This window comes from Bacillus sp. TH19 (assembly GCF_016651075.1).
Lineage (GTDB): Bacteria > Bacillota > Bacilli > Bacillales > Bacillaceae_G > Bacillus_A > Bacillus_A mycoides.
Genome location: NZ_JAEKEO010000010.1, coordinates 1,054,895 through 1,070,707, shown reverse-complemented (window position 1 = coordinate 1,070,707; position 15,813 = coordinate 1,054,895). Strand labels below are relative to the sequence as shown.

At 38.4% G+C, this 15,813-nt stretch carries 16 protein-coding genes and 1 other annotated feature; all 16 genes read right to left on the bottom strand.

The features are described 5' to 3' along the window. Window positions 1-306: a phosphoribosyl-AMP cyclohydrolase gene (hisI, locus tag JFU54_RS23230; protein ID WP_002086731.1), complete on the bottom strand. Its 306-nt coding sequence runs from the start codon at window positions 304-306 to the stop codon at window positions 1-3. Next, window positions 303-1,061: an imidazole glycerol phosphate synthase subunit HisF gene (gene hisF / locus JFU54_RS23225; RefSeq protein ID WP_002166095.1), complete on the bottom strand. Its 759-nt coding sequence runs from the start codon at window positions 1,059-1,061 to the stop codon at window positions 303-305. Before hisF ends, hisI begins: the two co-directional genes overlap by 4 nt. After that, window positions 1,055-1,774 carry a 1-(5-phosphoribosyl)-5-[(5-phosphoribosylamino)methylideneamino]imidazole-4-carboxamide isomerase gene (gene hisA, locus JFU54_RS23220; RefSeq protein WP_088039034.1) on the bottom strand — a complete coding sequence of 240 codons (720 nt, stop codon included), beginning with the start codon at window positions 1,772-1,774 and terminating at the stop codon, window positions 1,055-1,057. Before hisA ends, hisF begins: the two co-directional genes overlap by 7 nt. After that, entirely contained in the window at window positions 1,747-2,376 is a 630-nt protein-coding gene (hisH, locus tag JFU54_RS23215; protein ID WP_002011707.1) for an imidazole glycerol phosphate synthase subunit HisH, read from the bottom strand. Before hisH ends, hisA begins: the two co-directional genes overlap by 28 nt. Continuing rightward, window positions 2,377-2,961, bottom strand: coding sequence for an imidazoleglycerol-phosphate dehydratase HisB (hisB, locus tag JFU54_RS23210; protein ID WP_201066565.1), 585 nt, complete (start codon window positions 2,959-2,961; stop codon window positions 2,377-2,379). It abuts the gene before it with no gap. Beyond that, complete coding sequence (hisD, locus tag JFU54_RS23205) at window positions 2,961-4,250, bottom strand: histidinol dehydrogenase (RefSeq protein ID WP_201066563.1); 1,290 nt, start codon at window positions 4,248-4,250, stop codon at window positions 2,961-2,963. Before hisD ends, hisB begins: the two co-directional genes overlap by 1 nt. An 11-nt stretch (window positions 4,251-4,261) precedes the next feature. Continuing rightward, on the bottom strand, window positions 4,262-4,897 hold the full coding sequence (gene hisG / locus JFU54_RS23200; RefSeq protein ID WP_033708301.1) for an ATP phosphoribosyltransferase: 636 nt from the start codon (window positions 4,895-4,897) through the stop codon (window positions 4,262-4,264). Beyond that, window positions 4,873-6,135: an ATP phosphoribosyltransferase regulatory subunit gene (locus JFU54_RS23195; protein WP_002140970.1), complete on the bottom strand. Its 1,263-nt coding sequence runs from the start codon at window positions 6,133-6,135 to the stop codon at window positions 4,873-4,875. Before JFU54_RS23195 ends, hisG begins: the two co-directional genes overlap by 25 nt. 308 nt (window positions 6,136-6,443) lie before the next feature. After that, a complete protein-coding gene (gene leuD / locus JFU54_RS23190) occupies window positions 6,444-7,025 on the bottom strand; it encodes a 3-isopropylmalate dehydratase small subunit (RefSeq protein ID WP_012260613.1) in 582 nt (193 codons plus the stop codon). Beyond that, a complete protein-coding gene (leuC, locus tag JFU54_RS23185; RefSeq protein WP_002011716.1) occupies window positions 7,003-8,397 on the bottom strand; it encodes a 3-isopropylmalate dehydratase large subunit in 1,395 nt (464 codons plus the stop codon). The genes leuD and leuC overlap by 23 nt, the downstream gene beginning before the upstream one ends. Then, window positions 8,397-9,461: a 3-isopropylmalate dehydrogenase gene (gene leuB / locus JFU54_RS23180; RefSeq protein ID WP_002011718.1), complete on the bottom strand. Its 1,065-nt coding sequence runs from the start codon at window positions 9,459-9,461 to the stop codon at window positions 8,397-8,399. Before leuB ends, leuC begins: the two co-directional genes overlap by 1 nt. A gap of 78 nt (window positions 9,462-9,539) precedes the next feature. Beyond that, a complete protein-coding gene (gene leuA, locus JFU54_RS23175) occupies window positions 9,540-11,060 on the bottom strand; it encodes a 2-isopropylmalate synthase (RefSeq protein WP_002064438.1) in 1,521 nt (506 codons plus the stop codon). Window position 11,061: 1 nt separating this feature from the next. After that, entirely contained in the window at window positions 11,062-12,078 is a 1,017-nt protein-coding gene (ilvC, locus tag JFU54_RS23170; RefSeq protein WP_003188179.1) for a ketol-acid reductoisomerase, read from the bottom strand. Window positions 12,079-12,099: 21 nt separating this feature from the next. Next, window positions 12,100-12,609: an acetolactate synthase small subunit gene (ilvN, locus tag JFU54_RS23165; protein WP_000822948.1), complete on the bottom strand. Its 510-nt coding sequence runs from the start codon at window positions 12,607-12,609 to the stop codon at window positions 12,100-12,102. Beyond that, window positions 12,606-14,306: an acetolactate synthase large subunit gene (ilvB, locus tag JFU54_RS23160; RefSeq protein ID WP_002140967.1), complete on the bottom strand. Its 1,701-nt coding sequence runs from the start codon at window positions 14,304-14,306 to the stop codon at window positions 12,606-12,608. Before ilvB ends, ilvN begins: the two co-directional genes overlap by 4 nt. 73 nt (window positions 14,307-14,379) lie before the next feature. Beyond that, window positions 14,380-14,608, bottom strand: a binding site (T-box leader). A 15-nt stretch (window positions 14,609-14,623) separates the two neighbouring features. Beyond that, window positions 14,624-15,520, bottom strand: coding sequence for a branched-chain-amino-acid transaminase (gene ilvE, locus JFU54_RS23155; RefSeq protein WP_002011723.1), 897 nt, complete (start codon window positions 15,518-15,520; stop codon window positions 14,624-14,626). Window positions 15,521-15,813 lie beyond the last annotated feature (293 nt).

Here is a 15,813-nt window from a genome sequence, read left to right as displayed (position 1 = left end):
CTATATAATTTTGTAGTGAAAACACGTTTTTTCTCCCGTATGGCAAGCAGGCCCTACTTGCTTTACGACAACAACGATTGCATCTTGATCACAGTCTAAATAAAGTGATTGCACATATTGGACATTTCCCGATGTACCTCCTTTATTCCATAACGATTGTCTCGAACGGGAATAAAACCATGTTCTTTTCGTTTCCAGCGTCTTGTCATACGCTTCTTCATTCATATAAGCTAACATTAAAACTTCTTTCGTATCTTCCTCGATAACAACAGCTGGTATCAATCCTTTTGCAAAATTAGGTTTCATAACCGCACCTCAACGTTTGCTTCTCTTAATTTTCTCTTTACATCTTGTACAGTCGCTTCACCATAATGAAAGATTGATGCCGCTAATGCTGCATCAACTGTTGTCTTTTGAAATACTTCTATAATGTGATCCACATGACCACATCCACCTGATGCGATTACTGGAACAGAAACGCTGTTTGAAATTGCTCCTGTTAAACGAAGATCATATCCGTTTTTCGTTCCATCTGCATCCATACTCGTCAACAAAATTTCTCCTGCCCCGAGCTGGGCAACGCGTCTCGCCCATTCGATTGCATCCATCCCTGTATCGACTCTTCCGCCGTTCACGTATACATTCCATTTATCTTCCTCTACTTTCCTAGCATCAATTGCTACGACAATACATTGTGAGCCAAAATGTTCCGCACCTTCCTGGATTAACTTCGGATTTCTCACTGCCGCTGAGTTTATTGAAACTTTATCTGCTCCAGCTCTTAGTAAATTGTACATATCTTTAACACTTGAAATCCCCCCGCCAACTGTAAGAGGAATAAACACCTTTGAGGCTGTTTGTTCTACAACATCTATAATCGTTTTTCGCCCTTCATGCGTCGCAGTGATGTCTAAAAATACGATTTCATCTGCTCCCGCATCATTATATAATGCGGCTATTTCAACAGGATTACCGACGTCTTGTAACCCTATAAAATTCACACCCTTTACTACCCGCCCTTCTTTCACATCTAGACATGGAATAATTCGTTTTGCTAACATAGTTTTATTACCTGTAACACTTTTTCTAAATCAATCGTTTTCTCGTAAAGTGCCTTCCCAATAATGACGCCATATATGTTCATATCATTTAATCTTTTCACATCTTGAATAGATGCGACACCTCCAGATGCAATCACACGAATACCCACGCTTTTTTGCAATAACTCTAATTGCTCAAAATTAGGTCCTGCAAGTGTCCCATCTTTTGAAATGTCCGTAAACACAATCGTTTGAACACCTACACTTTCCATTTGCTTCGCTAAATCGATGTACGAAATTTCAGACACATCTAACCAGCCCCTCGTTGCTACGAAACCATTTTTCGCATCAATTCCAACTATGATTTGCTCCTTATATAGACGAACCGCTTCTTCTAAAAATGATTTATCGTAAAGGGCAGCCGTTCCTAATATCACTTTTTCTACACCTACTGACAACAACTTCTCCACTGCCGCGAGTGACCGAACTCCTCCTCCAATTTGCACCGGAATACGTACCGCCTTGCATATTTTTTCAATGACAGGTAAATTTACTGACTCCCCAACAATTGCTCCATCTAAATCAACAACGTGTAGTATTTTCGCTCCAAGTTTTTCAAATATGATTGCTTGTGCGACTGGATCTTCATTCATCACCGTTTCTTTACTAAACTCTCCTTGATAAAGCCTGACGCATCGTCCTTCTTTTAAATCGATAGCTGGGAAGATTTCCATGCTTCTACCACCCCTTTGAAATTTTTTAACATTCGCATCCCAATTTCCCCACTTTTTTCAGGATGAAACTGTGCGCCAAATATATTTCCTTTTGCTACAAAACCAGGTACTTTCACTCCATATTCACTTGCCCCATACACAATTTCATTCGGACAATCTGCATAATAAGAGTGGACATAATATACGAAAGAACCGTCCTCTACTCCATTCCAAAGCGATATTTCTCCTTCTTTTTTTAATTCATTCCACCCCATATGTGGAATTTTATAAGGAACTTTTAACTTTCGAATAACACCTGGCAATAAATTTAATCCGTTACAATTTTGTAGTTCCTCACTTTTTTCAAATAAAAGCTGCATTCCTAAGCAAATACCCAGAAGCGGTTTTCCTAAGCTCCCAACTTCTTTTAGCACACATACTAAATCTTTTTCTTCTAAAACGCCCATCGCTTTCGGAAATGTGCCTACTCCTGGTAAAATAACTCCATCACTTCTCAATATTTCTTTTTTATCATCAGTTATGATGTACTCTGTTCCAATATATTTTAATGCTTGTTCCACACTACGAATATTTCCCATTCCATAATCTATAATTGCAATCAATTACAACATCCCTTTCGTTGAATTTACACCATTAATATTGGCATTTTTATCGACTGCCTCTCTAAGCGCTCGACCGAACGCTTTAAATAAAGCTTCAATTTTGTGATGTGTATTGCTTCCGTATAAAATGCGAGCATGTAACGTAATATTTGCAGCATGAGCAACTGCTCTAAAAAATTCTTCCGTTAATTCTGTGTCAAAATCCCCTAGCTTCGGATTTGTTAATTCACCTTGAAATACAATATATGAGCGCCCGCTTATATCAATCGCGACAAATCCTAAAGTTTCATCCATCGGTACATACGCTGAGCCGTAACGGTTAATCCCTTCTTTATTTTGCAATGATTCTTTCAAGCAAGTTCCGAGTACAATTCCAACATCTTCAACCGTATGATGAGCATCAACGAATACATCACCTTCAGCTTCAATTTGCAAACCAAATCTTCCGTGTCTAGCAAATAAAGTTAGCATATGATCAAAAAATCCAACTCCTGTTTGCACAGAAACATTCGTACTTTCATCAAGTTGCAAACTTAATTTGATTTTTGTTTCCGTCGTCTCACGTACTTGACTAGACTCGCGCATTATTCTTCCTCCTTAAACCTAATTTGGATTGCTCTTGCGTGTGCATGTAAACCTTCTTTATTTGCAAGTTCTACAATATGATGCTGTACACTTCTTAACGCTTCTTCCGTATACGAAACGAAGCTTGATTTTTTTACGAAATCATCGACGGATAACGGAGAAAAAAATCTTGCCGTTCCACTTGTCGGTAATACGTGATTCGGCCCCGCCAAATAATCTCCGAGCGGTTCAGGTGCATATGGACCAAGAAAAATTGATCCAGCATGCTTTACATAAGCTAGAGCATTCATTGGCTCTTTTATGTGTAACTCTAAATGTTCTGGAGCGATTTCATTTGATAAATGAAACGCCTCTTCTAAAGAAGGGACAATAAAAATTGCTCCATTTCTTTTTATGGATTCACGAGCGATTTCACTTCTAGGCAACGTCTCTAGCTGCCTTTCTATTTCTCTTTCTACTTCTTTAGCAAGCTTTATATTTGTTGTAATGCAAATAGCTGTTGCCCTCTCGTCATGTTCTGCCTGTGATAATAAATCAGCAGCAATATATTCGGCATTTCCTGTTTCATCTGCGATAACTACAATTTCTGATGGTCCAGCAATCATATCGATATTGACTATCCCATATACTTCTCTCTTCGCTAGCGCGACATATAAATTCCCTGGCCCAACTATTTTATCTACTTTAGGAATCGATTCCGTTCCATATGCTAGAGCAGCAATTACTTGAGCACCACCGGCCATATATATTTCATCTACACCTGCAAGACTTGCAGCAGCTAAAATATGCGGATCAATTCCTCCTTGCTTCGGCGGTGTTACCATTACAATTTTTTTCACTCCTGCGAGTTTTGCTGGCAATACATTCATTAATACTGATGAAGGATACGAAGCAGTCCCGCCCGGCACATATACACCTACATTTTCTAACGGAAGAATAAGCTGCCCTCTAATTACCCCTTCACTCACGCAATCAAACATAGATTGTCTTTTTTGCTTTTCGTGATACGAGATAATATTTTTCTTCGCCTCTTTTAACGCTTCTAAAAAAGCTTGTTCTACAAACTTACTTGCTTGTTTTATTTCTTCCTCACTTACACGAAAATCTTTTGTCTCTACACCATCAAACTTTTTTGTATAGAACGATAAAGCCTCATCTTTACTCTTCCTTACGTTTTGAACAATTTCACTTACACTTCTTTGAACAGTTTCTTCTATTATATTAGCGCTTTCTCGTAGCGATTTTATTTTCGATAAAGCCTCTTGGAAATCTTCAAAAACTATCTCCATTTAAAGTCCCCCTATTTCCCTGACAAAATTTCTTGTTCCATCATATTTATAATACAGAATATTTCGTCTTTTTTAGTTTTCAATGCAGCCTTATTCACAATCATTCGAGCTGATATAGAGCACATTTCCTCAAATACAATTAACCCGTTTTCTTGTAATGTTTTTCCTGTTTCAACAATATCAACAATGGCATCTGCCAAACCTAGAAGTGGAGCAATCTCTACAGATCCTTCTATTTTAATAATTTCTACATCCTCCCCTTTATCATGAAAATATGTAGAAGTAATGTGCGGATATTTCGTAGCAATTCGTTTTTTTCGATAGCTCTTCGGATTATACGTAGGAATAGAAGCGACACAAAATTTACACACACCCACTCCTAAATCGACCATCTCATATATATCTTTCTCAAATTCCATTAATATATCTTTTCCAACGACTCCAATATCAGCTACGCCATGTTCTACATAAGTAGCAACATCTACCGCTTTCACTAAAATAAATGAAATGTTTGTGTTTTTACTTTTAAACACAAGTTTTCTTCCTTTATCTTTGAGCTCTGAACAATCAATTCCAATTTTTTCAAAAAGTGGAATAACATGCTTTTCTAATCTTCCTTTCGTTAACGCAATTTGAATGTTACGCATGAAGCCTCCCCTTCTTTCTGGATGATCCATTTCTCTCTCCATACATATTCCACTAGTGACTCACTCTTCGCCTCAACGACTGTCATTATTTTATTCTTGTTTGCAAATTGAAAAGTATCGTTTAAATTAGAGAATAAAGATAACTGGGCATTCTTCCCGTCCTTTTGAAGTAAATTTCGTAACCTTTCCGCTTCTGCTAATCTATTTAACTCATAATGAATCATAATATCTATTCTCTTTCGTTTATATGGTTCTTGCTGCTCTTGAAGTGCCTTAACTATTTGATTTACTTGCACCGCGAGCCCAACCGCTGGCATCATCTCTCCAAAATTTCCAATTAACTCATCATATCTTCCGCCACTAACAATCTCTTCTCCAATTTCATATATATACCCTTTGAAAATAACACCCGTATAATAATCCAAATGTTGAACCATACCTAAATCAATTGATATGTAAGAGCCATATCCTAACTGTTCAATTGTTTCATATATTTCTTTCACTCTCGCAATGGCCATTTTCATTTCATTACTTGAGGCGAGTTTTTCTGCTTCCTCAACAACATCTAAACTCCCGAATAACCTTGGTAGTTTCTCAAGTAACCTTACTGTTTCATCACACCGATTTAATTTCTTTTCTTCTATAAAGTGTGAGAGTGCGGCATAATTTTTACTTTCAATATACGTTCTAAGTAACTTCTCTTCTTCATCATTAATGGGGAGCTTTTTTACGATACATTTATATAACTGCACTTGCCCAATCTCAATTGTGAAAGATTGCACCTTTAATTTTTGAAGTGCTTGAATTACGCTTATCACACATTCAATTTCAGCCCTTACATTTTCAATCCCGATAATTTCAATACCACTTTGCACTATTTCATTATATTTCCCAGTAAGGGACTCATTCGCCCGAAATACATTCCCGCTATAAGTTACTTTAAGAGGAATATCTCCTCTCTGTGTTCCAATTACTCTTGCTAAAGGAATTGTCATATCTGGGCGTAAAACGATAATCCGTCCTTTTTCATCGAAAAATTTATACATCTTTTCTTCATCTATCGGCCTGTTTTGAAATGCAAAAACATCATAAAATTCAATTGTAGGTGTCCTTATTTCTTCATAACCTCTCTCTAAAAAGGTCCGTCTTAATTTTTGTTCCACTTCTTCAATTAACGTACATTCTTCGAATAAGTAATCTCTCGTTCCATTCGGATTTGCCCGTTTCCACTTTGTCATCTGAATTCACACACCCTTCCCTCTTTAATTTATGCCATTCCATCCACCCAAACCGAAAATAAAAAGAGCCTTGTAGACAAAATACCTACAAGGCTCTTTAGTAGAGTGTAGGTACAACGGGAATAACCCTTGTGCCTACACGTTTTCACGTTAGGTTCAAGGGTTTCATGTATGATGATGTAGTTTTGTAAGCATTTTAATAGATTGCACGATATTCATAATACTTACTCCCTTTCTCCTCTGATTTTTTACATATTATATAACAGTTAATTCTGAATGTAAATACATTTCGAATATTCTACTTTTAGTTAATGTGAAGCTACTTTTCTTTCATACTCTTCAATTTCTTGTTCATATTGCATTGTAATGCTGATTTCATCTAGACCATTTAATAATTTTTCTTTCCACATTTTCTCGATTGTAAAATGAAACCTGTGCGTATTCGTAATAATTACTTCATTCTCTAAATCAACTTCCATTTGATCTCTTGCATTCGTTTGGGCAAGTTGTTCACGCATCTCTTTATCCATTACAATCGGTAACATACCATTCTTCATACAATTCATATAAAAAATATCTGCAAATCCTCCGGCGATAATAACACGGAAACCATAATCCGCAAGCGCCCACGGAGCATGTTCTCTTGAAGAACCACATCCAAAATTATCACCTGTAATTAATATACTTGCTCCTTTTCGTTCTTGTGCATTAAGGGAGAAATTAGGATTTTCATGGCGCTCATTATCGTAACGCCACTCATCAAATAAATATTTTCCAAATCCCGTCCTTTCAATTCTCTTCAAATATTGCTTCGGAATAATTTGATCTGTATCAATGTTATCATTCATAAGTACTGCGGCAGTACCTTTATGAATATGAAATGGTTCCATCGTAACTCTCCTTTCTAATATCAACAAAATGACCATATAACGCAGCTGCTGCAGCCATAGCTGGACTTACTAAATGTGTTCGTGCTCCTTTCCCTTGCCTTCCTTCAAAATTACGATTTGAAGTAGAAGCACAATGTTCTCCTTCAGGTACTTGATCTGGATTCATCCCAAGACACATTGAACATCCAGGCTCTCTCCATTCAAATCCCGCTTCTTCAAATATGCGATGTAAGCCTTTTTGCATCGCCCGCTCTCTCACACTTTTTGATCCTGGTACAACGAGTGCTCGCACACCTTCTTTTACCTTTTTCCCTTTTACAACAGATGCAGCAATTTCTAAGTCAGATAAACGTGAATTTGTACAAGAACCAATGAAGACATGCTTAACAGGAATTTCAAACGTACTTTGCCCAGGGCTCAATCCCATATATGAAAATGCTCTTTCATCATTTTCGTTATGCTTCTCTGGTAATTTTTCATCAATAGGAACACCCATACTAGGATTTGTTCCCCAAGTGACATACGGTGCTAAATCCGTAACATCTACCGAAATATGTAAATCATAAATTGCATCTGAATCTGTATAAAGCTCCGACCATTTTCCCGTAAACGTTTCATAGTCTTTCGGTGCATATTCACGCCCTTTTACATAAGAAAATGTTTTCTCATCTGGTGCAATGATGCCAGCTTTCGCTCCCCCTTCAATTGCCATATTGCAAAGTGTCATTCTCTCTTCCATACCCATATCACGAATCGTCTCTCCGTAGAATTCCATTACATGCCCCGTTCCAACCGCTACACCGTACTTTGAGAGAAGATGCAAAATAATATCCTTTGCATAAACGCCTTTCGGTAACTTTCCTTTTAATTCAATCCCCATCGCTTTCGGTTTTCGTTGCCACAGCGTTTGAGTTGCTAATACATGTTCTACTTCACTCGTACCAATACCAAACGCTAAAGCACCGAAAGCACCGTGGGTTGCTGTATGGCTATCACCGCATACAATCGTTTTCCCCGGTTGTGTGAGCCCAAGTTCTGGTCCTATAACGTGAACGATTCCTTGCTCTTCATCACCAATATCGGCTAATCGCACCTTAAATTGTTTACAATTGTCACGAAGTGTATCCAATTGCTGCTTCGCAATACGATCGGTAATATTCCAAACATCTTTCGTTGGAATATTATGATCCATCGTTGCAAACGTTAATTCCGGTCTCCGAACAGTTCGATTTGCAAGCCGCAAGCCTTCAAAGGCTTGCGGTGACGTTACTTCATGAACGAGATGAAGATCGATATATAATAAATCCAATCCATTTTCATTCGTTACAACTACATGTCTTTCCCAAAGCTTATCTAGTAACCTTTTCCCCATTATCTTCCTCTCCCTACTAGTGCCTGCTCTTCCATTTCTTGAATAACTGCCCTCGTAAATGAAGTTGTCGTCTCATTCCCCCCAATATCAGCTGTACATTTCCCAGATTGAAGAACTGCAGAAATTGCCTCTTCAATCGCATACCCTTCTCTCGTTAATCCAAATGATTGCCCAAGCATCATCGCTACTGAACGCATCATCGCAATTGGATTCGCTTTATTTTTACCTGCAATATCTGGCGCTGATCCGTGAATAGGCTCATATAAAGACGGCCCGTTTTCCGCATGGCTCGCTGATGGAAGCATTCCTAATGACCCTGCTAATACAGAAGCCTCGTCGCTCAAAATATCACCAAATAAATTTTCTGTTACGATAACGTCAAATCTCCTTGGGTTTCGAATTAACTCCATAGCAGCTGCATCTACTAAAATGTGCTCTAATTCAACATTAGGATAACGAAGAGCTACTTCTTCCGTAACAGCTCTCCACAATTTACTAGATTCTAAAACATTCGCTTTATCAATAGAGGTTACTTTTTTCTCTCTCTTACTCGCTAATTGAAAAGCATACGACACGATACGTTCAATTTCATGACGATGGTACGTAAGTGTATCAGTTGCCGATTCTTCCGTTCTTTCTTTCGGATAAGAGAAATAAATACCGCCTGTTAGTTCACGAACGACAACGAAGTCAATTTCATCTGCGTTTTTTAATGGCGATAAATGTGCAGTTGCGCTTTCTACTGTTACAGGACGAACGTTCGCAAATACACCAAGTCCTTTTCTTAAAGCTAATAATCCTTTCTCTGGCCTTTCTTTCGCATCATCCCACCGCGGTCCACCAACCGCTCCAAGTAAAACCGCATCACTCGCTAAACAAGCGGCAAGTGTTCGCTGTGGTAATGGTTGCCCATTTAAATCGATAGCCGCTCCGCCAAAGTACTCATCTTGTAAATGAAAGTGATGTCCATATAGCCTCTCTACCATATGCAATACTTCCTTCGCGCTTTCCATAATTTCCGGACCAACACCATCACCCGCTAAACAAACGATACGTTTTTCCAATTAAAACACTCCTTTTTATCCGAATTTTCAGAAATATATTTTGATAAGTAAGGGACGATCCCCTCACTTATCAAACAGTTACTTCACAAGAGTAATAAAAGATTTTAATTTTCCGGCCGCATGAACATACGCTCTCGCCGATGCTTCTAATACGTCTTGCGCAACACCAAAACCTGATACTTGATGAGTTCCTTCTTTTAATTCAACATGAACATGTGCAAGTGCATCTTGACCTTGCGTTATAGATTGTATGCGATAATCCGCTAAGTCACATTCTAATCCTAAAATTCTTTGAATTGCATTATAGATCGCTTCAATACTTCCAGAACCAGTTGCTGCATCTTCGTACATATTTCCTTCCTCATCTTTTAGTACAACCGTTGCACACTGTGTACTATTTGATACGAAATGTACTTGCAATTGAGTAATGCTATATTGCTGGGCTGCAAATGCTGCTTCACCAAGCATAAGCGCACGTAAATCTTCTTCTGTAATTTCTTTTTTACGGTCAGCCAAGTTTTTAAATGCTTCAAACACCACATCTCGTTCTTCTTTTGTAAATTCATAACCAAGTTCTTTCATTTTTTCAGTAAACGCATGGCGCCCGGAATGCTTTCCTAATACAAATAAATTTTGTGACTCTCCAATCAGTGATGGTTCAATAATTTCATACGTCGTTACTTCTTTTAATACACCGTCTTGATGAATACCTGATTCGTGAGCAAAAGCATTTGCTCCAACAATCGCCTTATTTTTCGGTACAACCATACCCGTTAACCGACTTACTAACGTACTCGTCGCTTTAATTTCTTTTAATGTCATAGAGGATTCTGCTTCATAGAAATCTTTTCTAATATGGAGAGCAACCGCGACTTCTTCTAGCGCCGCATTCCCCGCTCTTTCTCCAATTCCATTAATCGTTCCTTCTACTTGTAACGCTCCGCCTTCAACCGCAGCTAACGAATTCGCTACTGCCATCCCAAGATCATCGTGACAATGACAAGAGAAAATTGCTTTTTCATACGACGGAACGGATTCTTGTAAGTATTTAAAGAGAGAATAATATTCTTCTGGATTCGTATATCCAACTGTATCAGGAATATTGATTACATTCGCTCCTGCGCGAATCGCGACTTCTACTGCTTCCGCTAAAAATGCTCTCGATGTTCTTGTTGCATCTTCTGCTGAAAATTGAACTGTTGGAAATAGTGATTTCCCGAGCGTAACCGAGCGATGTATGCTATCTAATACATCTTCTTTTGACATACAAAGCTTATATTTCATATGAATGTCACTCGTAGCTAAAAATACGTGTAAACGAGGAGAGACAGCGCCTTTCACAGCTTCATAGGCTCTTCGAATATCACTTTCTTTCGCTCTAGCTAAACTCATAACCGTAGCATTTTGAATGGTATTTGCGATACGTTTTACCGATTGAAAATCACCTTCAGAAGCTGCTGCGAATCCAGCTTCCATTACATTAATACCAAGTCTCTCTAGTTGCCTCGCAATCTGTAATTTCTCTTGTTCATTTAAATTAACTCCTGGTGATTGTTCGCCATCACGTAGCGTCGTATCCATGAACAAAATTTGCTTCATATTATTTGACCCCTGCCTTTACTCGGGGCTGTACGAAAGGCATCATTTCACGTAATTTACGTCCAACTACTTCGATTTCATGTTCATTTTCTTTCTCATTTGTCGCATGGAAATTTGGTTTTCCTGCTTTATGCTCTGCAATCCAGCCTCTTGCAAATGTACCATCTTGAATTTCTGCTAGCACTGCACCCATCGCTTTCTTCGTATCTTCCGTTACAACGCGTGGTCCTGATACGAAGTCGCCCCACTGCGCTGTATCTGAAACTGAATATCTCATATTTTCAAGTCCGCCTTCATACATAAGATCAACGATTAGTTTTAGTTCATGTAAACATTCAAAATATGCAACTTCCGGTTGATAACCAGCATCAACTAACGTTTCAAACCCAGCTTTTACTAGTGCAGTTACTCCGCCGCAAAGTACAGCTTGCTCTCCAAATAAATCTGTTTCTGTTTCTTCTTTAAACGTTGTTTCTAATACACCTGCTCTCGTCGCCCCAATTCCATCTGCATATGAAAGTGCCTTTTCAGTCGCAACTCCTGTTGCATCTTGATATACTGCAAATAATGCAGGAACAGCTCCCCCTTCCGCAAACGTACGACGTACTAGATGTCCTGGACCTTTCGGTGCTACTAGAAATACATCTACATTAGCTGGCGGTTTTACTTGATCAAAGTGAACATTAAATCCATGCGCGAAAACGAGAGAATTGCCGCCTTGTAAGTTTGGTGCAATTTCAGCTTCATATACTTCCGGCTGTAATTCATCAGGTAATAGAATCATTACTACATCTGCTTTTTCTGCTGCTTCCGCTACTGTATATACAGAAAAACCGTCTTCTTTCGCCTTATCCCATGACTTCCCTTTCCTCAGTCCTACTACCACATCAAATCCGTTATCACGTAAGTTTTGCGCATGCGCATGGCCTTGCGATCCATATCCGATGATTGCTACTTTCTTTTCCTTTAATACATTTACCGTTACGTCTTTTTCATAATAAACTTTCGCCATTTTCATTTCCCCCTATTTTTTAAATAATTATTGAATTAACATAACTTGTTTATCTTGTTTTTTCATACTACGTGTAAATGCTGTTACACCTGTTCTAGCAATTTCTTTCAAACCATATGGACGAAGTAATTCAATTAACGCTTCTACTTTCTCCTGGGTACCTGTTACTTGCACCACTATGGAATCCTTCCCAACGTCTATTACAGCGGCTCGGAACGGTTCAATTAAACTATATAATTCTGCTCTTGCTACAGACGTTGCTACTTTAATAAGTGCAAGTTCTCTAGCGATCATCGCTTCTTCTGTAATATCTGATACTTTCAGTACATCGATTTGCTTATGAAGTTGTTTAATTAACTGCTCAACTTGCTGTTCATTTTCAACGTGTACAACAATCGTCATTCTCGAAATATCCGATGATTCCGTATGACCTACTGAAATACTTTCAATATTAAAATGTCTACGTGTCATAACACCTGTAATTCGATTTAACACACCGCTTTGATTTCGAACTGTCGCTGTTACAATTCTCTTCACCTTTTCTCCACTCCCTCCATTTGATGAACGCCTTTTCCTGGGGCAACCATCGGCATTACCTTTTCGGATTGAAGTACGCGGCAATCAATTACAACAGGCTCTCTTAACTCAATTGCATACTGTAATTGTTGCTTTGCAAGAAGTGGGTCTTCAATACGAACACCTTTTATGCCATAAGCATTGGCAAGCGCAACAAAATCTGGTTGGCATGAAAGTAAGGAGTGCGAATATCGCCCATTATAAAATTCCTCTTGCCATTGTCTTACCATCCCTAAAGCTTCATTATTTAAAATAAAAACTTTAACTGGTAAAGAATGCTCTTTTAACACACTAAGTTCTTGCAGGGTCATTTGAAATCCAGCATCACCGACAATTGCAATAACTAGTTCTTCAGGCTTTGCGATTTGTGCACCTATTGCTGCTGGAAATCCGAAGCCCATTGTTCCTAAGCCTCCAGAAGTTACCCATTTATCTGGATTTTTCAGCGGATAATATTGAGCTGCCCACATTTGATGTTGCCCAACATCTGTCGTTACAATCGCTTCCCCTTTCGTAATTTCGTATAGCATATCAATTGCATATTGAGGTTTAATACGCTCTGCATGTTCTTTGTAAGAAAGAGGGTATTTTTCTTTTCTACTATTCAATAACGAAAGCCAATCATTGTGATGTACTTCCCCTTCTTTAAAGTTGAGTAGAGCTTCTAATGCTTGCTTTGCACTCGCAACAATAGGGATTTCAGTCGGCACATTTTTCCCAATTTCCGCTGGATCAATATCTATATGTGCGACAATCGCCTCTTTAGCAAAATAAGCTAAATTTCCAGTAAGACGATCATCAAACCTTGCACCTATATTAATAAGTAAATCACATTCGTATAACGCCATATTTGCGGTGTATGAACCGTGCATTCCTCCCATCCCTAGAAATAGTTCATCATCTGGCGGAAACCCACCAAGACCAAGTAATGTATGAACAACTGGAATATGATATTTGCGAGCAAAACTTGTTAATTCTTTCGATGCTTTCGCATGCAATACACCTGCTCCAGCTAAAATTAACGGTTTTTTTGAAGTCGCAATCGCTTGTAATAATTTGTTTATTTGTAGTAGATTCGGTTCGTAATTAGGCTGGTATCCTGGTAAATCCATTTGTACATCACTACATCGCTCACCTTTCTCTACTACCATATCTTTCGGAAGGTCAATTACGACTGGGCCTGGTCTTCCTGTTCTAGCGATATGAAATGCTTCTTTAATAATTCGGGGTAAATCCGATGCTTTTCGTACTTGATAATTATGTTTTGTCACCGGCATCGTAAGCCCCATAATATCAGCTTCTTGGAAAGCATCACTCCCGATTAACGTTGTTGCTACTTGCCCTGTAAATACAACAAGTGGCAATGAATCAATCATCGCGTCAGCTAGACCAGTAATAACATTTGTAGCACCCGGTCCACTTGTTGCAATTACCACTCCTGGATTTCCTGTAATTCTTGCATATCCTTCAGCAGCATGAATTGCACCTTGCTCATGCCTCGTTAAAATATGCGGAATTTCACAATCATAAAGCGCATCATATAGAGGTAAAACCGCACCACCTGGATAACCAAAAATCACCTCTACTCCTTCCTTTTCTAGCGCTTCTAACAATAGCTGTGCACCAGTTGCCAGTTTCTCTTCCGTTTTTGAAGACATTTTTCTTATAAGCCCCCTTTTTTAAAACATTTATAAAATAAAAAAATCCTACGTCCACACTCCAGCTATGTGCTGAAGGGACGAAAGATTTCGCGGTACCACCCTTCTTTGCAAGATTACTCTTGCCTCAGTGACTCGGGATATGAGTCTAGCTAATAACGGAGCTACCGTCTAAGCCTAAACAAACGTTTCAGCTTAGCACTCAAGGGTGATGTTCGTCGACGTGAACCATCGGTTTCCAGCAACCACCGACTCTCTGTGAGGCTTCACAGTCAACTACTCCTCCCTATCAACGCTTTATCATGTCATAAGAGCTATTATCCAACTTTATTTTCTTCGTAAATTTTCTCTCCATCTTCTACAACTAATTTACGGAATTCTTCTAATAAACGATTCGTATGTGGCCCTGTTCTACCTAAACCAATCGTTCTTCCATCTACTGTCGTAACAGCAATTACTTCAGCAGCTGTTCCTGTTAAAAACACTTCATCAGCTACATATACATCATGCCTTGTAAATAATTCTTCTCTTACGTCATATCCAAGTTTTTCGCCGATTTCTAAAATCGCGTTTCGTGTAATACCTTCTAACGCTCCAGCAGAACTTGGTGGTGTAATTAATTTATTTCCCTTCACAATAAATACATTATCTCCAGAGCCTTCAGCTACATATCCTTGGTCATTTAACATAAGTGCTTCTTGTACTCCAGCTAATTTCGCCTCAATGCGAACTAAAATATTATTTAAGTAATTTAAAGATTTTACTTGGGGCGATAAAACATCCGGGCGATTGCGACGCGTTGCAACTGTTATAATCGGAATCCCTTTTTCATAATATTCTTGTGGAAATAAAGATAATTGTTCTGCAATTACTACTACATTTGGTTTCGTACAAGAATCGGGATCTAATCCCAAGTTCCCAGGTCCTCTTGATACAACGAGGCGGATATATCCATTAGATAGTTTGTTTTGTCGAATCGTTTCAACAACGATTTTCGTTGCTTCTTCTAACGTATATGGAATTTCTAACATGATGGATTTCGCTGATTCATATAACCGGACAAGATGCTCTCTCAAACGGAAAACATTACCGCTATATACCCTAATTCCTTCGAACACTCCATCGCCATATAAATAGCCATGATCATATACTGAAACCTTTGCTTCGTCTTTTGGAACAAATTCTCCATTTAAGAAAATCCACTGCTCGTTCACTTGAAAGCGCCCCCTATGTTCTATGAGTTTTTTATTGTTTCCTAGTCTACTCTCCTTTTCAAATAAATCAAGTGAATTTTTAGAAAATTTTTAATTTTTAATCGTACGTACATCTTTGTTTATATTGATTTAATAACATTGTTAACGTTTACAAAAAAGTCAAAAAAATTTTTTCTTCAAATTCTACTAAAAAAATATTTGTTTAAAAGAAGGGTTTTCGCCAATTGATACGAATCTATTGTATTCAATAAACGGACGTCCGATTTTATAAATCCGGGAATATACAACGACTT